Raw genomic sequence first — 15,167 nt, 5'->3', positions numbered from 1 at the left:
ATTTAGATTTGTTCCGTAAAAAACCACCGATGGCAACGCTCAAACTCTACAATCCGATTCTATCCGAAGCAACGAAAGAGTGCTACTGGTTCTGCGACGAGGCCGGAACGAGTTTCAAGGACGTGGACGCGTTCATCAACAGCATCCCGACGGGCGACCAGCAAATCGAATTGCTGCTGCACTGCGACGGCGGCGAGGTCCGCGAGGGGTGGGCCATCGTCGACAAGCTGCGGAGCACGGGCAAGAAGATCACCGCGACCATCGAGGGAAGCTGCGCATCCATGGCCTCGGTCGTATTGCTGGCCGCCTCCGAGCGCAGGGCATACCCGCACGCCACGCTGCTCGTCCACAAGCCTTATTACCCCGAATACACGCTCTCCGATGCCTACCGTGCCGAGGAACTCGAAACGCTGGCCGCCTCGCTCAGGGAGGACGAGCGCCGGATGCTCGATTTTTACGTGGAGCGAACCGGAGCGGATCGCGCCGAACTCGAAGCGCTCATGGGCGAAGACCGGTTCATCGACATGGAGCTGGCAAAGGAGCTCGGATTCATCCAGACGATCATCCCGGCGGCGTCGGCATCGGCCGTCGGTTCGAAGAGCGCGAAAGCGGCTGCATGGCAGCGGAAAACAACAACAACCAATCACAATTCTATGGCAACAAAAACCACGAAAGGCGAAGACAAAAGCGTGCTTCGCAAGGCTATCGCCGCGCTGGCCGCAGCGGTAGGACTGGAATCGGTCGTACCGACAGCGGTCAGCTACGAGCTGAACACCGAATCGGGCGACACGATCACCATCGACAAGCCGGACGGCGAAGACCCCGCCGTCGGCGACAGCGCATCGCCGGACGGCGAGCACAAAATGCCCGACGGGAAAACCATCGTCATCGAGGACGGGGTCATCACCGAAATCCGCGACGCCGAAGAGGAACCGGAAGACCCGGAAGACGATCCGGATTCCGATGCTTTGGCCGAGGCCAACACGCGCGTCGCACAGCTCGAAGCCGAACTGGCGGACGCCCGCAAAAACGCCAAGACCACCGACGAGAAGCGCATTCTGAACCTCGTGGCCATCGCCGGCGGCGAGCAGTGGCTGGTCCGGGCCAAGTCGGACTACAAGCCCGCGGCACGGCAGACCACGACCGCCAGCGGCGGCAAGAAGACCCCCGCGCAGCCGCTCTCGCGCGTACAGCAGCGCATCGCTCAGCTCGAAGCGGCGCAGAAAACGGAGTAATCACGACAACATCGACACATTATGGCAAGCACAGGACTCAATTTCGCAAATCTGACCCCCGACGACGGGGCGATCAAAGACCTCAAGCGGCTCATCTTTCTGGCCGTCACCGACCCCCAATCGCTCGGCAAAATCTTCAATTTCCTGCCCAGGCAGAAGCATGGCGAAAAGGTCGGCTTCGTCGGCGAATTCGGCATGGTCGGCAAAGCCTCGCAGGGCTGCAACCCCTCTTTCGGCACGAGCATCCTCGCCACTAGCGAGCAGGAGTGGGACATCCGCGAGTGGGAGGTCGCCGAGAAAATCTGCTACAAGGATTTGGAGGGTACCATCGCCCAGGTGGCCATGCGCACCAAGACAAACATCGGCGACATCACGGGCACGGAGTACACCGACCACATCCTCATGCCGCGCCTCGAACTGGCCATCCGCAAGATGCTGATGCGTTACGCCTGGTTCGGCGACAAGGCCGCCGACACGGTGACGACCGAGGGGAACCTGCTCGCCTCCGTCGACCCGGCCTATTTCACCCTCATCGACGGCTTCTGGAAGCGGCTCTTCATGCTGGTCACGTCGGCCCCCGAGCGCCGCACGATCTGCGAGGCCAATGCTGCGGCGACATTCGCCGAGCAGAAAGCCGCCATGCGCGGCAACTACGCCGCGGTGGATTTCCTCGACGCCCTTATCTCCGACGCCTCGACGGTGCTGCGGCAGGCCAACGGCCAGCTCATCTACATCACGCAGGCGCTCAAAGACGCGCTGGACGCCGACCTCAAACGCAACAACAAGGGGTCGGAATTGCAGTGGACGGCGCTGTTCGACGGCATCACCCAAACGAACTACAACGGTGTAGAGATGATCGCCATTCCGTTCCTCGACGAGATCATCAAGGGCTCGGAGACCGTCACGGGCGGCAAGGCGTGGAACAAGCCCTACCGCGCGCTCTACACCCTCAAGGACAACCTGCTGGTCGGCATGGAGGGCGAAAGCGAGCTGGCCGACATCCAGGTGTGGTTCAACAAGGACGAGCAGATGAACAAGATTCTGGCCAAAGACAAGATCGGAACGCTCATCGCCGACAACAACCTCGTGCAGGTAGGTTTCTAATCCCCAAATCGACACGACTATGAATTGCGACAATTTCATCAAGGCGGCCATCGAGAAGAGCTGCGCCGAACCGATTATGCCGGGCGTCGAGCGCACGGCGTGGATCGGCAACCGCGCGCAGCTCGACATCGCCAGCCTCGAATTCGTCGAGGGAACGACGAATCAAGTACTGAACCTGCCGCTCCTTACGGGCGCGCAGCTGTACCCGATCATCCAGTACGGCGCAAAGCCGTTCGAGGGGCTGAAGATCGACCTCGACGGCAGCGGCAAGCTGGGCGGCACGGCGTCGACCGAATTCCCGTTCATCGTACCGGACAACAGCCCGTCGGTGTGCGAGAACATCATCGACAAGCTGCTCGACGGGGAGTTCTTCGTCATCTGGCAGAACAAGCACAAGAACTTGCGGGCCGCGAACGAAAAGGAGCGCGGTGCTTCGGCCTACCAGATCGCGGGCCTTTTCAACGGCCTCACGCTTTCAGCCGGGTCGTGCGAAAAGTACAGCGACGACACCCGGTCAGGCTGGGCGATTACGCTCAAGGAGGAAAAGGCGCCCCGCTCGGCCATGTTCCTCAATGCGGGATCGCTCGCCGCCACCGAAGCCCTCATCAAAACGATGCTCGCTCCCGCAACGGCATAGTGAGCCATGACCGTCGACGAGGCGAATATCCTGCTTGCGGAGTTGAGTAGGGACCATAACGGCCCCTACTCGAACTCCGAGCGGGCGACCATCGAAAAACTCTACACCGAGGTCCTGGGAAAACCGCTTCGCTCTTGTCGCTGTCCTGACAAGTGGCGCGACGCCGTTGCCGAAATCCATTCCTACATCAAAAAACACGGAAAAATGAAAGAAAAATCGAACTACAAGCTGCGGGCGGGGGTTATCCTGCAAATCGCAGGGTCGTCCGAAATCTACACGAACGACAACCTCACCGACGAGGTGGCGGCGGCATTCCTCAAAGAGCACCCGAACGCCGCAGGGCGTTTCGAGGTGATCCCGTCGGCGAAAAAGGAGGCGGCAGCCTCGAAAGCGGGTGGGAAAACGTCGGAACTCGAAGCCGCGCTCAAGCGGATCGCGGCCCTCGAATCCGAAAAGGCGGAACTGGAGAGCCGATGCGCAGCATTGCAGGCGCAGATCGACGCCGCAACCGCGGCCGACGCTGCCGAAGAGGCCCAAGTCGACCGGGCGGCCTCTGAGAACCCCGAAGCTGCGGCCGACGACGCCATCCGGCAGGCCATCGCCGCCGAGCTCCTTGCCGGAAAGTCGAAATCGGCGATCAAGTCCGCGCTGGCAGGTAAAGAGATCGGCGGCGTGAAGCTCACGCACCGCCTTATCTCCGACTGCATCGACCGGATCGCCGCCGAAGCGTAAGCGCGATGAACGTCAAACGCACAAAGAAGCCCGAAACGCGGGTCGACGTGAGGTATTTGTCGTCGCTGGGGATCAAAACCTACGGCGCCGACAACCTCTATCCGCAGACCGTGCGCGACATCGTCGAATCGTCGCCCACGGGTCGCACCTGCGTCGAGCGCCGGTCGACGTACATCGAGGGCAACGGCCTCTTTTCGCAGGCGCTCTCCGATTGCGTATGCGATACGAAAGGGTCCACGGTGGACGACGTCCACCATTTGTGCGCGGAAGACATGGCCTATTACGACGGCTTCGCCCTGCATGTCAATTACAACATTCTCGGCCAGATCGTCTCCGTCGCGCACGTTCCGTTCGAGAACTGCCGGCTGGAAGAGGAGGACGACGACGGCGTGATCGGCCACGTCGTCGTCCACCCCGACTGGCGCGGCCGGAAGACGCGCGGCGGAAAGGCCGTCAAGGTCGGCCTCGAAACGATCGAGGTGTTCCCGGTCTTCAACCCGTCGCCCGAGGTGGTGCAGTCGCAAATCCAGGCGGCGGGCGGCATCGAATTCTACAAGGGGCAGATTCTCTACTCCACCAAGGCCGGACGTCTCACGTACCCGCTGCCGCTGGTCGACGTCGTACTGACCGACATGTCGACCGACGAGGGGTTGTCGAACGTCAACAACCGCAACGTGCGCAACAACTTTCTCGCGGCGGGCATGCTCGTCACCAAGCGCGGACAGAGCAGCGGGAGCGACGAGGAGGGCAGCGGGTCGAGCGACGACGGTTTTACCGAGGAGTTCGAGAAACTGCAAGGCGATACCAACTCTCTGAATATCATGCATGCCGAAATCGAGACGGACGAGGACAAACCCGAATTCGTGCCGTTCAAGACGAACAACTACGACAAGGAGTTCACGGCGACGACGGCCAGCGTAACAGACAACATCTACGCGGCGTTCAACCAGGAGACGTTCGGCCGGCTGCGCAAGGGCAGCATCGGCTTTACGGGCGAACTGGCCGCCGACGTCAAGCGCGAATACTGCGAACAGGTGTGCAAGCAGCAGCGGATGCTCTCGCGTGCCTACCGGACGATTTTCAGCCATTGGGAGCCGAACGCAATACCTTACACCGGAGCGGGCGACGTCGCAGTCGAACCGCTCGTAAAATCGATTGCAGACCATGCGACACCTGATTGAACCGTGCGACGTCGATAAATACGCCCGGCCCTGCGACATGGACGAGGAGATCGTCGCACGCGCCATCGAGGAGGCCGAGCAGCTCGACATCAAGCCCAAACTGGGCGACGAGCTGTTCATGCGGCTCTTTACGCTTGCGCCTTTCGACCTGCTGCTCGACGGCGGCGAATATGTCGACCGGCGCGGGAACCCGCGTCATTTCATCGGTCTGCGCCGTGCGCTGGCCTATTACGTGTGGGCGCGCCTGGTAAAATCGAGCGTCAACCACCTCACGCGCTTCGGCTTCGTGCAGAAGCGCGACGAGTATTCGCAAGCGACCGAATACCGCGAGCGGCAAACGGCCTATAACGACGCCTTTGCCGTCGCCGACGGGTATATGAAAGCGTGCCTTGCCTACATCCAGGCAAAGCCCGAAATTTTCGCCGACTATACGCTCCGGGGGAGAGTCAAAGCCAACCGGACGAAATTCAAAATCATAGGCAACTGACCATGTATGATATTCAAACAGGGCAGGGCTGCGGCATCAGGGCCACGCTGCTCACTCCCGCGGGCAGCCTCTGCGATCTGCGCCGGGCCCGCCATATCGCGGCGACGCTCGTGCTGCCGTCCGGCGCAACGATGAATTGCGAAGACGTCGCATTCGATTTCGTTACCAATGCCGTCTACGTCCGGCTGCTCGGCGCCCGCGAGCTGACCGCCTCGGGTCGGTATGGCATTGTCTTCAACGTCAACCTCTCGGACCGGTCCATGTACTCGACCCCCGTGGTGTGGTTCGCCGAGGTCAAAGACGACGCGCCGACGGGCTACCGCGAACTGACGCTGTCGCTGTCGCTTACCGTCGTCGATTTTCCCGACAATGTTTCCTATACGGGAGCGTCGCCCAAGATCGGCGACAAGAACACGTGGCTCGTGTACGACGACAAGCTCCAGGCTTATATCGACACGGGGGTCATCGCCAACAACCTGGGGCTGTCCGAGGCTGTTCCCGTGGTTCAGCAGCCGGGCGACTATCCCGATCTTGTCATGTCCCAGGCGGCCGTGACGGAGGCTTTGCGCGGCAAGGTCGATGCGGTTGCGGGCAAGGGGCTTTCGACGTTCGATTTCACCGAAGCGCACAAAACCAAGCTCGACCGGCTGCCTGCTCCGGAGCTTCTGCCCGTTGCAGCCGAGAGCACGCTGGTCGCCTCAGCCGGGCGGTTCTACTACCGGTACGGGCAGGCAGCGCTCTCGGTGACGGGCGTCACGGGGTTTTCGTCCGAGACGGATTGCGCCGCCCTGGCGGTCTCGGGAAACTGCACGGTGACGTTCGGCGCGGTATTCAAGTGCCAGCAGGGAATCGACACGCTCGAAGCCACGGCCGCGCAGTACAAAATCTACACGATCCAGTGGGTGCCCCTCTCGGCCACCGAGGCCATCCACATCGTCAACTGTTCGGTATACGGTTAAAACAGGGAATCGCTGCACGATGAAACGGATTTTTTGCGCACAGAACAAACCGGCCATTCCGGCGTCGCCCCGCTATTATCTCACCCTCGACGGCACGGCAGGCGACCTGACGATAGAGAATCAAAGCGCCGAGGGCGTGTATTTGGAGATCGGGGTCGAGACGAACGGAACGCTGCGGATCGTCTCCAGCGATGCACGGCTCGCGGTCGAGTTCTTCCCCGGCGCGCTGCACATTACGGTGCCGCGCAACGCGGGGAACGCTCCGCTGCAATACGCTCCGGTCGTGCTGGGGCTGGCCGAAGAGAGTGCGTTCCGTGTCCAAATCACCATTCTCCAGAATGCGTCCCCGACCACACCCGCCGATGGTTACAATATCACGCTGGCCAACGGCACGAGGGTCGAAATGATATTCCAGGACTCGGAGGGGACCCTGCACCAAATCCATCCGGGCTTCAACGAAACCGTCACCCTCGGCGGCGTGCATTGCCTCATTTCGTTCGACGGACCCGTGCATTCGGTAGCAATTACCACATCCGACGCACCCGGCAGCGTATGGTCGGCACTGGACATCGAAGCCGACAAGACCTACTCGATCGACACGACGAACTGGCTGGCGGTATGCGCAGGAGGATACGATTATTTTACCGTTTCGGGATAAGCGAACGAAACCTTTGAAGCCTATGGAACGTATGATACGTCGAAACTACGAAAGCGACCTGGAGATCCTGCTCACTCAGACCGAAGCCCTCGGCCGGGCGGAGCGGTGGTCCCTCCTCTTCTACACGGGCAACAGCTATTCGACCTGCTGTAGCGTGGCGGCGAGCTACGACGGCGAAAGCTACCGCAACTGCCGTCTGGCCGACGACGGCGGCATCGTCTGCACATTCCGAAACCACGGCTTGGGGCCCGGCGTGTTATACTGCAAGGTGATCCTCGAAACCGAGGACCCCGCGTTCGCACCGGCACTCAAACGGACCGTCGTTCCGCTCGTCACGCAGTACGAACTGGGCCCCTGGCCGGGGGACGACGCGGACCTCGACCTGAGTTTGCTGGAGATCGCGGGGCTGCTGATTCCAGGGACACCGGGACCGCAAGGGGCGCGCGGAGAAAAGGGCGATCCAGGACCGCAAGGGCCTCCGGGTGCTCCCGGAGAAAAGGGGGAGCAGGGCCTCGCGGGTCCTGCCGGGCCGGGCGTCGCTCCGGGCGGCCGGCCGGGGCAGGCGCTCATCAAGCAGGGCGCTTCGGACTACGACACCGCATGGGGCGATGCGTTGCGGAGCGACGTGCCGCAGCAGCTCCCCGTGCCGGCCCAGATGCAGGCGCTGTCGAATGCGGGTCTCCCGACCTTTGCGGTCCGATACGAAGAGTTGGGCGGCCGGCGGGTGCTCACCGAGGCCGAGGCTGCGGAGCTGCTCGCGTCCGTCCTGCTCAAAGTCCTCGACACCCCCTACGGCGACATGACGCTGGTATTCGGCGGGCATATCACCCCGAGCCGCTACCGCCGCTACACGGTGGCCATGGACAACCTATCGCTCCTCTGGGTGGAGTACGACATCGAGCGGCGGCTCTTCAACCCCTTTCTGCAACGCTATTTCCGCGATTTGACCGCCGTCACGACCACCTTACAGGCGTGGAACGCCTCGCAGCAGGCGCAGGCGCGGGAGAATACCTCGGCCGTAGGCTATCTCTGCCTGGAGGCCACGCTGGGCACCGAAGCCGACAACTGGCCGCTGACGTTGACCTCCCTGCCGGCTGAGGTCCAAGCCGCCTACTCGCTGTTTTGGGCCGATCCGGGCCATTACCGCTGGTCGCTGACGATCAACTCCCTGTCCGACGGCAACCCGTTCGTCGAGGAAGCCGTCCTGGAGCCCCTGCACCGCAACGACGGCGGCCTGGAGCTCCAGTTCACCTCCAAGCGCTCCGCGAAGCGCTACGCCCTGGTGCTGACCCTTGTGGACGGTGCCATTACAGAGGCCGCCATCGAGTATCGCGTGCGGCCGGAATTGCGGGGATGTCTCGATGCCGGTGCTGCTTTCAACCCCACAACTGGCTTCTGGGAGTACTATGATCTGAAAGACCTGACCGATGAGCACATCGCAGAGATGTATGCCCGGTGGATTCGATCCGGCGGGATGAACTTTTTTTGTTATAATGACAAAACCCTCCGTGCCACCTTTGCCCCGCTTGCAGGGGGTTATAACGAAACCTGTGATGTTTATTGCGCTTTTTATCGCTCTAATATTGAAATCGCCGTTATTGCATCGGGGGTGTCCAACTCCGCCGACTGTTTCAACGGCTGTCAAAAATTACGTGCGATCTACGGTTATGGTATTTCGGCAGGGAAACGGATCGACTATCTCAATGTCACAAATCTCGCGGGGTATCATGCCTTATCGATGTTTACCAACTGTCCAGCCTTGGAAAGGGTGAACCTGATGAATGTGAAAGCGAATTTCAACATGGTGGCCAGCTCCCGTCTGGAATTGGCTTGCGTGGAATATATGGTGGAAAATGCCGCCAACACCACAGCCATCACCCTGACCTTTCATCCCCAGGTCTACGCCCAACTCTCCGATGAACTGAAGACCGCGGCCGCTGCAAAGAACATCGCCCTGGCTACCGCATAAACCACCAAACGATGATCGAAACGATCCAACACACAGGATATACCGAGATGGCAGCCCCCGCGGGCTGCTACCTCACGCAGGCCGGCGCCGAGCCCGACCTGGACCGCATCTTCTGCTCGCGCCGAGTACTGCTGCCCGGCGAGCAGCTCACCCAGTGGCGCATAGCCACAGCCGAGGAAAAGGCCCGATATGAAGCCGCGATCGAGGCGGAGGGGCAAAATCCCCCCCCCACCAAAACAGCCGGGAAATGACCGTTAGCGTGCAGATCACAGCCGACGGAACCCCGGTCGTCGCAACGCCGCTGCCGGCCAGCCTCGGGGGTTACGACATGACGGCTTACAACAACCCTGTTTTACTGTACAAACCCGATAGCAGATGAAAACCTACGCTAAATTCAAAGAGGGAGTGCTCGAGTGGGCCCCCGCAACCATGCAGACGGATGGATACACCGTCTCGAACCCGAGCGCCGAGCGCCTGGCCGCGCTGGGCTACAAACCCGTCGTCTACGACAAGGAGCCGCCGCAACCGGACGACCCCGCCGTCGCCTATAGTCCCCGCTATGTCGAGCAGCAGGACCGTATCCTCGTCCGGCGGGAGCAGTACGCGCCCGCTTCGGATGCCGGAGAAAGAGAATTTTCGGGGGCACCGGATGATCCGCTGGACGAGGTTTCGGCGCACTCCGATTGCACGCTTGCCGCGCGGGTCGAGGCGCTCGAAAACCGGCTCGATGCGCTGCTGGCGGGACGCGAGGCGATCCCCGAGCTGCAAGTCGACAAGTTGACCGTCTTGTACCAAACAAGCCTCGTTCTGACGGGCGAGGGCGCCCCGAAGCGTGCACCCGGCCGGGCCGGCCTGTTCTATATCGACATGAGCGCCCGCACGCTCTATTTCTCGACGGGAAACGAAGGAGTCGTTCAATGGAAACTCGCCTAACACAACAAAACCATGTCACAAGTCAACAAATACGCCGATCGGGCAGCTTTTGCAGCCGATAATCAAAGGCTTTCATCGAAATCCGCCGTCTCGTTCATCGAAAGTGAAAGGGCAATGCGCTACGAGGGGGTGAATATCCTCGTCGATAGACCGGCCGCCGCCGTGGGCGACCTGGCCGTCTACGATCGTACGGCAGGCGCAATCCGCTTCCTCAAGAGTGCAACGCTCGATCCAGAGCAGCTTCCACAGAGCCTCACGCCGCTGGCCGTGGTCTACGCCCGGCAGGGCGACCGGCTGCGGGTGGTGTCGCTCGAAAACGCTGCGAGCAGCATCCGCTGGGGGCACACCTACGAGGCCGCCCTCTCGGGCTTCGACCTCGCGGCGGGCGGGACGTTCGTGCTCACATTCGGCGCCGGCTCCTCCCAGGCCGCCGATGTGCCGGTGATGTATGCCGCTGGCGCCACGCTCGCCGACGTCGCTGCGGCCATCGCTGCGGCGCTCAAAGGCGGTACGCCCAACTACTCCCTGGTGGAGTACGGCGGCTGGGGCGCAACAGCAACGGACGATCTTGTCGTGATGGGATCGAACACGTTCGACGACACCTATGCGAAAATCGCCGTGGCAAGCGGGTGTCGGATCGCATATACCCCGGAAAACGCGAACTACCAAACCGCTTCGGCCGGGCTGCTGATCGAGGGACATGCCGAGTATGTTCGCCGCAGAAACGGGGTCATCATTACCTCAGCGGGCTGTAATACCCGGCGGTTCGTGCAATACTATTCGGTTCGGGGAGCCGACACGACGGGAATCGAACCCGGCAGCGAAACGATCGTTCGGCAAAGTGCCTTTACCGAAGCGGACAACCCGGCGCTGGCCGCCGCCTATCCGACCTATCCGGACTACCTCCTGGGCGAACACCTGCTGGAATACCCCTCGGTCTACAGTGCCATGCTGCGCGACGGCAAAGCCAACACGGCCAAGATCGGCGCACAGCGCTTCGTCGACATCCACGGCCGAAGCGCCCCCTGCTACCCGGCGGCCGCCGCAGCGCTCGACTACGGCATCGGGGTCGAGGGGGCGGCGACCGGACTGGAGGCGGGGGCATGGTGGCTGCCGTCGGTCGATGAAATCTACCTTTTGATGCACGACCGCGTGCTCTCGCCCGCCGACCGGGAACAGGACCCCGTGAACCGCACCCTCTCGCGGCTGGAGCGGGAGACCTGCTACGGGGATGGGTATTATCCCTGGACCTCCTGCGAGTGTCTTATAAATAGCTCGTATTTCTACAACGGCTACTTGGGCGACATAAGCCGAAGCCTCAAGTGCAACGCAAACCCCCTGCGACCCGTCTCCGTCTTGTAATCCGTCCAGTTATGAATCCCGAAATTATCAACCAAATCAACGAATTGCAGTCTCGCCAGCTCCAGCTGCGGGCGATCATGGCCTCGTCGGACGACCGGGCGGCAAAGTGCGTCAAGACCGGTCTGTCGTTCCGCGAAACCTATCCCGACGATTTCGTCCGCTACCAGGCCGCAAACGACGAGTACAACCGCAACGAGCAGACGCTGGCCGAACTCGAAGCCAGAGCCTCCGAACAGCAAGACCTGCCAAGGGACCTGAATGCGCAAAGAGGAGGCGAAAAACAATAACCCTATTCAACCATGAAAAACCTACTCATCAAACTGCTGAACCGGCTGAACGGGATCGGCAAAGACAAGTACCAGCACGTTGTTCTCGGGGCCGTGCTGGCTGCCGCAGCATTCCTCGCGCCCCGCTGGATCGGGGCCGTGAACTGGCTTGCGCTCTGCGTATCTTTCGCCGTGGTCCTCGGCACGGCACTCTACAAGGAGTACCGCCTCGACCCCATGCCCGACACCCGCGACCTCCTCGCCACGATCCTCGGCGGGGCGGTGGTATGGGTGGCGGTCGCATTCGCAATCATGTAAGATGATGGATTGGACCACTGTCGTCGTCGCCATCGTCTCCGCCCTGGTATCGGGCGGCGGCATCGCAGGCCTTGTTTTCTTCAAGGAGAACAAGCGCGCCCGGCAGTTGCAGAACGAGACGACGGCCTCGGCACAATGGCGTGAACTCTACGACAAAGCCGAAGCAAAGGTCGAGTCGCAGAACAAGAAGATCGACGCCCTCTACAAGGAAAACGGCTATCTGCGCGACCAGAACAACAGTCTGACGACGCAGAAAGCCGTGCTGACCATGTACAAATGCGAAACCCTCGGGTGTGCCACACGCAAGCCGCCGTTCGGCTCACAACTCAATAATCCCCACAAACAATGAAACATTTCACCCTTGCGGAGCTCACGCGCTCCGACACGGCCCTTGCCCGCGGGCTGGACAACACCCCGACCGCCGAGCACCGGGCAAATATCGAAATGACCGCGGCCCAGCTGCTCGACCCCCTGCGCGAGGCGTGGGCCCTGCGCTGCGCACGCGAGCAGTGGGGGACCCCGGCGCTGCGCGTATCGTCCGGCTACCGCGGTTTCCGGCTCAATCGCGCCGTCAGCGGCTCCACGACTTCGGCACACTGCGTCGGCTACGCGTTCGACCTGGTGCCGCAGAACGGACGCCTGGCCGAGTTCAAGCAGTTCTGCCGCTCGTGGCTCGCCGGACGGCCGTTCGACCAACTCATCTCCGAGGACGAGAACGGCGCCGGCGTGCCCCGCTGGTTGCACATCGGTTACAAGAATCGCCGGGGCGGCCAGCGCCGCCAGATGCTATCCATGCGGGGCGGACGCTATCAAGCTATGACCGCATAGAAGCGGGCAGCATCAACTCAATCTCGAAACACTTAAATTTAAAGCATCATGAAATTTTCAGAAATCATCGACCGCCTGAAGACGGGCGAAACCGTCGCCCGCGAAGCGTGGGCCGGAGGAACGTTCATTGTCAAACAGATTCCGCAGACCCTCGCGGCAGAGGTCGTGCCGCGCATGACCAGCCTGCCCGAGCCGGCCAAGAAAATCCTATGCGGCACCGTGGCGTATCACGACCAGGTGTTGATCGTCCAGGCGCGCGACCACGGGCGGGAAGCGCATGCAACGTCTTATATCCCCTCGTGGGAGGACATCTTTGCCGACGACTGGCGGATTATCAACTCGTGACCGCATGAGACGGCTGATCCTCTGTCTGCTTGTGGCTGTGGCTGCCGGGGTGCTGCTCTACGGCTGGGGCTACCGCCAGGGAGCGGCTTCGGTGGCGATCGTTGAAAGCGTGCAGACCGTCCCGGTCTACTACGAAAAGCCCGAACCCGTGCGCGTGTCGCACTCGACCGCCGCGGTCCGGGTGCCGCTGCTGCTCTTTGCACCGGCAGATACGGTGCGCCAAACCGTCGTTGTGCCGGTCGGGCAGCACGGGTTCGGTTGTGAAGATACGCCCGACAGCGTCGAGCTGCATTTCGACATCGAACGCCTGGAGTACGGCGGACGCGACACGACGTTCTTTGCCGTCGTGTCCGGACCGACGGTCGGCGGCCTCGGGCCCCGCCTCGACAAGCTGGAGCTCTACGCCGCCGAGCGCATCCGAACATCGGTCATTCACAAGCCCTACCGCTGGGAGATCGGACCGGCCGCCGGGGCATGGCGCTCGCCCGCCGGAAGCGGAATCTGGATCGGTGCCCACGCCCGCTACAACCTCGGACGGCTCCATCTCTCCGCCGCTGCCGGATACGACACCCACAACGACGGACCGTTCGGGCAGGTAAAGGTCGGGGTGGCGGTGTGGAGAATTACAAAATAAATACTATCTTTGTACCGATGTCGGAACCATTCGACGGCATCGTGCGTTGTGCAGGCGTTGCTTCGGCAACCCCGCATTTTTGCAAAAGTTGCCATATTGTTGCCATATTATTTTTATAGAAAATAGTAACGAACTGACTACTAAGCAAGTGACGTAGAAAAATATAATGTTTCCTAACCCTAAATTCGCGTTCGAGTCGCGGTGGGGCTACCAAACAGAAAAAGAGGGCGACTCCCTCTTTTTTTTGAAAGACTATGGAATCGCTCAAAGAACTCTATAAGATCGGAAACGGCCCCTCGAGCAGCCACACGATGGGACCTAAACGTGCTGCGGAACTCTTCACCGGGCACTGTCGCGGGGTCGACGCCTACCGCGTCACCCTCTACGGATCGCTCGCCGCAACGGGCAGGGGCCACCTCACCGACACGGTGATCCGCTCGGTGCTCGAGCGGTCGGCACCGACCGAAATCGTCTGGAAGCCCGAGGTTGTTCTCCCTTTCCACCCCAACGGGATGTTGTTCGAGGGGGTGAAGCAGGAGCGGATTGTCGACAGTTGGACCGTTTACAGCGTCGGAGGCGGGGCGCTCGCCGACGAGGCGGGCACTTTCGCCCGGGCCGAACACATCTACCCGCTGACGACCATCACGCAGATCAAGGAGTGGTGCTACCGCGAGGGCAAGACTTTCTGGGAGTATGTCGAGGATTGCGAGGGGCCCGAAATCTGGGACTACCTCGACCGCATCTGGACTGTGATGTGCCGGACCATCGAACGGGGTCTGAACAACGACGGCGTGCTGCCGGGCGGCCTGAAAGTCGCCCGCAAGGCGAGCACCTACCTGGTCAAGTCGAAGAGTTACACCGATTCGCTCTCGTCGCGCGCCAAAATCTACGCCTATGCGCTGGCCACCTCCGAGGAGAACGCCTCGGGCGGGGAGGTCGTAACGGCCCCCACGTGCGGTTCGAGCGGCGTCGTGCCGGCCGTCCTGTACCACCTCTCGACCTCGCGCGATTTTCTGCGCATCCGCATCCTGAGGGCGCTGGCCACGGCTGGGCTGTTCGGCAACGTGGCCAAGACCAACTCCTCGATCTCGGGGGCCGAAGTCGGCTGCCAGGGCGAGGTCGGCGTGGCATGCGCCATGGCTGCGGCGGCCGCCTGCCAGCTCTTCGGCGGCACCCCCTCGCAGATCGAATACGCCGCCGAGATGGGGCTGGAGCACCACCTGGGCCTGACGTGCGACCCCGTGTGCGGCCTGGTGCAGGTCCCCTGCATCGAGCGCAACGCCATCGCAGCGGCCCGCGCCTTGGACGCCAACATCTACGCCACGCTCTCCGACGGTTCGCACCTGGTCTCCTACGACAAGGTCGTCGAGGTAATGAACGAGACGGGCCACAACCTCCCGAGCCTCTACCGCGAGACCTCCGAGGGCGGCCTGGCCAAACGCTATACCCGCGACTGAGCGAGAAGCCGCGCGAGGAGCATCGGGCTTGCACGTTCTACCGAGCCGCAACACCCGAAATT

20 protein-coding genes are annotated in these 15,167 nt (G+C 61.7%); all 20 read left to right on the top strand.

The features are described from left to right. Positions 1–29 precede the first annotated feature (29 nt). Positions 30–1,235, top strand: coding sequence for an ATP-dependent Clp protease proteolytic subunit (locus ACMQ11_RS06025; RefSeq protein ID WP_418991863.1), 1,206 nt, complete (start codon positions 30–32; stop codon positions 1,233–1,235). 21 nt (positions 1,236–1,256) lie between these two features. Continuing rightward, positions 1,257–2,339, top strand: a complete 1,083-nt coding sequence (locus tag ACMQ11_RS06020; RefSeq protein WP_418991862.1) for a hypothetical protein — start codon at positions 1,257–1,259, stop codon at positions 2,337–2,339. A 19-nt stretch (positions 2,340–2,358) separates the two neighbouring features. Then, positions 2,359–2,976 (top strand): hypothetical protein, encoded by a 618-nt coding sequence (locus tag ACMQ11_RS06015; RefSeq protein ID WP_418991861.1) that lies wholly within the window; start codon positions 2,359–2,361, stop codon positions 2,974–2,976. Positions 2,977–2,982: 6 nt separating this feature from the next. Then, positions 2,983–3,708: a hypothetical protein gene (locus ACMQ11_RS06010; protein WP_418991860.1), complete on the top strand. Its 726-nt coding sequence runs from the start codon at positions 2,983–2,985 to the stop codon at positions 3,706–3,708. A gap of 5 nt (positions 3,709–3,713) precedes the next feature. Beyond that, positions 3,714–4,889 (top strand): hypothetical protein, encoded by a 1,176-nt coding sequence (locus ACMQ11_RS06005; RefSeq protein ID WP_418991859.1) that lies wholly within the window; start codon positions 3,714–3,716, stop codon positions 4,887–4,889. After that, positions 4,873–5,376 (top strand): hypothetical protein, encoded by a 504-nt coding sequence (locus ACMQ11_RS06000; RefSeq protein WP_418991858.1) that lies wholly within the window; start codon positions 4,873–4,875, stop codon positions 5,374–5,376. The genes ACMQ11_RS06005 and ACMQ11_RS06000 overlap by 17 nt, the downstream gene beginning before the upstream one ends. A gap of 2 nt (positions 5,377–5,378) precedes the next feature. Continuing rightward, on the top strand, positions 5,379–6,335 hold the full coding sequence (locus tag ACMQ11_RS05995; protein WP_418991857.1) for a hypothetical protein: 957 nt from the start codon (positions 5,379–5,381) through the stop codon (positions 6,333–6,335). Positions 6,336–6,354: 19 nt separating this feature from the next. Continuing rightward, positions 6,355–6,993: a hypothetical protein gene (locus tag ACMQ11_RS05990; protein ID WP_418991856.1), complete on the top strand. Its 639-nt coding sequence runs from the start codon at positions 6,355–6,357 to the stop codon at positions 6,991–6,993. 22 nt (positions 6,994–7,015) lie between these two features. Then, positions 7,016–8,962: a collagen-like triple helix repeat-containing protein gene (locus tag ACMQ11_RS05985; protein ID WP_418991855.1), complete on the top strand. Its 1,947-nt coding sequence runs from the start codon at positions 7,016–7,018 to the stop codon at positions 8,960–8,962. A gap of 11 nt (positions 8,963–8,973) precedes the next feature. Further along, the gene (locus ACMQ11_RS05980) at positions 8,974–9,213 is read left to right on the top strand and encodes a hypothetical protein (protein ID WP_418991854.1); all 240 of its coding nucleotides are present in this window, start codon (positions 8,974–8,976) and stop codon (positions 9,211–9,213) included. After that, positions 9,210–9,341 (top strand): hypothetical protein, encoded by a 132-nt coding sequence (locus tag ACMQ11_RS05975; RefSeq protein WP_418991853.1) that lies wholly within the window; start codon positions 9,210–9,212, stop codon positions 9,339–9,341. The genes ACMQ11_RS05980 and ACMQ11_RS05975 overlap by 4 nt, the downstream gene beginning before the upstream one ends. Beyond that, positions 9,338–9,895 (top strand): hypothetical protein, encoded by a 558-nt coding sequence (locus ACMQ11_RS05970; protein ID WP_418991852.1) that lies wholly within the window; start codon positions 9,338–9,340, stop codon positions 9,893–9,895. The genes ACMQ11_RS05975 and ACMQ11_RS05970 overlap by 4 nt, the downstream gene beginning before the upstream one ends. Positions 9,896–9,907: 12 nt before the next feature. Then, a complete protein-coding gene (locus ACMQ11_RS05965; protein WP_418991851.1) occupies positions 9,908–11,257 on the top strand; it encodes a hypothetical protein in 1,350 nt (449 codons plus the stop codon). Positions 11,258–11,268: 11 nt separating this feature from the next. Then, positions 11,269–11,544, top strand: a complete 276-nt coding sequence (locus tag ACMQ11_RS05960; protein WP_418991850.1) for a hypothetical protein — start codon at positions 11,269–11,271, stop codon at positions 11,542–11,544. A 12-nt stretch (positions 11,545–11,556) separates the two neighbouring features. Further along, positions 11,557–11,841: a hypothetical protein gene (locus ACMQ11_RS05955; RefSeq protein WP_418991849.1), complete on the top strand. Its 285-nt coding sequence runs from the start codon at positions 11,557–11,559 to the stop codon at positions 11,839–11,841. Positions 11,842–11,845: 4 nt separating this feature from the next. Continuing rightward, a complete protein-coding gene (locus ACMQ11_RS05950) occupies positions 11,846–12,190 on the top strand; it encodes a hypothetical protein (RefSeq protein ID WP_418991848.1) in 345 nt (114 codons plus the stop codon). Continuing rightward, positions 12,187–12,669, top strand: coding sequence for a D-Ala-D-Ala carboxypeptidase family metallohydrolase (locus ACMQ11_RS05945; RefSeq protein WP_418991847.1), 483 nt, complete (start codon positions 12,187–12,189; stop codon positions 12,667–12,669). Before ACMQ11_RS05950 ends, ACMQ11_RS05945 begins: the two co-directional genes overlap by 4 nt. A 48-nt stretch (positions 12,670–12,717) precedes the next feature. Continuing rightward, a complete protein-coding gene (locus tag ACMQ11_RS05940) occupies positions 12,718–13,014 on the top strand; it encodes a Thoeris anti-defense Tad2 family protein (protein ID WP_418991846.1) in 297 nt (98 codons plus the stop codon). Between the two features lie 4 nt (positions 13,015–13,018). Next, positions 13,019–13,648: a DUF6808 domain-containing protein gene (locus ACMQ11_RS05935; protein WP_418991845.1), complete on the top strand. Its 630-nt coding sequence runs from the start codon at positions 13,019–13,021 to the stop codon at positions 13,646–13,648. Positions 13,649–13,902: 254 nt separating this feature from the next. Then, positions 13,903–15,105: an L-serine ammonia-lyase, iron-sulfur-dependent, subunit alpha gene (locus ACMQ11_RS05930; protein ID WP_418991844.1), complete on the top strand. Its 1,203-nt coding sequence runs from the start codon at positions 13,903–13,905 to the stop codon at positions 15,103–15,105. The last annotated feature ends 62 nt before the right edge of the window (positions 15,106–15,167 follow it).

Origin of the sequence: Alistipes sp. (genome assembly GCF_048465575.1) — a bacterium.
In the GTDB taxonomy this organism is placed as follows: domain Bacteria; phylum Bacteroidota; class Bacteroidia; order Bacteroidales; family Rikenellaceae; genus Alistipes.
Note: the sequence above shows the minus strand (reverse complement) of the source record. Positions and strands in the feature narration are given on the sequence as shown.

What these genes read in the sequence shown, in the direction of transcription:
- ACMQ11_RS05985 (WP_418991855.1), top strand. Translation starts at nt 7,016, where the DNA reads ATGGAACGTATGATACGTCGAAACTACGAAAGCGACCTGGAGATCCTG.
- ACMQ11_RS05995 (WP_418991857.1), top strand. Translation starts at nt 5,379, where the DNA reads ATGTATGATATTCAAACAGGGCAGGGCTGCGGCATCAGGGCCACGCTG.
- ACMQ11_RS05970 (WP_418991852.1), top strand. Translation starts at nt 9,338, where the DNA reads ATGAAAACCTACGCTAAATTCAAAGAGGGAGTGCTCGAGTGGGCCCCC.
- ACMQ11_RS06000 (WP_418991858.1), top strand. Translation starts at nt 4,873, where the DNA reads ATGCGACACCTGATTGAACCGTGCGACGTCGATAAATACGCCCGGCCC.
- ACMQ11_RS05945 (WP_418991847.1), top strand. Translation starts at nt 12,187, where the DNA reads ATGAAACATTTCACCCTTGCGGAGCTCACGCGCTCCGACACGGCCCTT.
- ACMQ11_RS06020 (WP_418991862.1), top strand. Translation starts at nt 1,257, where the DNA reads ATGGCAAGCACAGGACTCAATTTCGCAAATCTGACCCCCGACGACGGG.
- ACMQ11_RS05940 (WP_418991846.1), top strand. Translation starts at nt 12,718, where the DNA reads ATGAAATTTTCAGAAATCATCGACCGCCTGAAGACGGGCGAAACCGTC.
- ACMQ11_RS05950 (WP_418991848.1), top strand. Translation starts at nt 11,846, where the DNA reads ATGGATTGGACCACTGTCGTCGTCGCCATCGTCTCCGCCCTGGTATCG.
- ACMQ11_RS05935 (WP_418991845.1), top strand. Translation starts at nt 13,019, where the DNA reads ATGAGACGGCTGATCCTCTGTCTGCTTGTGGCTGTGGCTGCCGGGGTG.
- ACMQ11_RS05980 (WP_418991854.1), top strand. Translation starts at nt 8,974, where the DNA reads ATGATCGAAACGATCCAACACACAGGATATACCGAGATGGCAGCCCCC.
- ACMQ11_RS05990 (WP_418991856.1), top strand. Translation starts at nt 6,355, where the DNA reads ATGAAACGGATTTTTTGCGCACAGAACAAACCGGCCATTCCGGCGTCG.
- ACMQ11_RS05965 (WP_418991851.1), top strand. Translation starts at nt 9,908, where the DNA reads ATGTCACAAGTCAACAAATACGCCGATCGGGCAGCTTTTGCAGCCGAT.
- ACMQ11_RS05960 (WP_418991850.1), top strand. Translation starts at nt 11,269, where the DNA reads ATGAATCCCGAAATTATCAACCAAATCAACGAATTGCAGTCTCGCCAG.
- ACMQ11_RS05975 (WP_418991853.1), top strand. Translation starts at nt 9,210, where the DNA reads ATGACCGTTAGCGTGCAGATCACAGCCGACGGAACCCCGGTCGTCGCA.
- ACMQ11_RS06010 (WP_418991860.1), top strand. Translation starts at nt 2,983, where the DNA reads ATGACCGTCGACGAGGCGAATATCCTGCTTGCGGAGTTGAGTAGGGAC.
- ACMQ11_RS06015 (WP_418991861.1), top strand. Translation starts at nt 2,359, where the DNA reads ATGAATTGCGACAATTTCATCAAGGCGGCCATCGAGAAGAGCTGCGCC.
- ACMQ11_RS06005 (WP_418991859.1), top strand. Translation starts at nt 3,714, where the DNA reads ATGAACGTCAAACGCACAAAGAAGCCCGAAACGCGGGTCGACGTGAGG.
- ACMQ11_RS05930 (WP_418991844.1), top strand. Translation starts at nt 13,903, where the DNA reads ATGGAATCGCTCAAAGAACTCTATAAGATCGGAAACGGCCCCTCGAGC.
- ACMQ11_RS05955 (WP_418991849.1), top strand. Translation starts at nt 11,557, where the DNA reads ATGAAAAACCTACTCATCAAACTGCTGAACCGGCTGAACGGGATCGGC.
- ACMQ11_RS06025 (WP_418991863.1), top strand. Translation starts at nt 30, where the DNA reads ATGGCAACGCTCAAACTCTACAATCCGATTCTATCCGAAGCAACGAAA.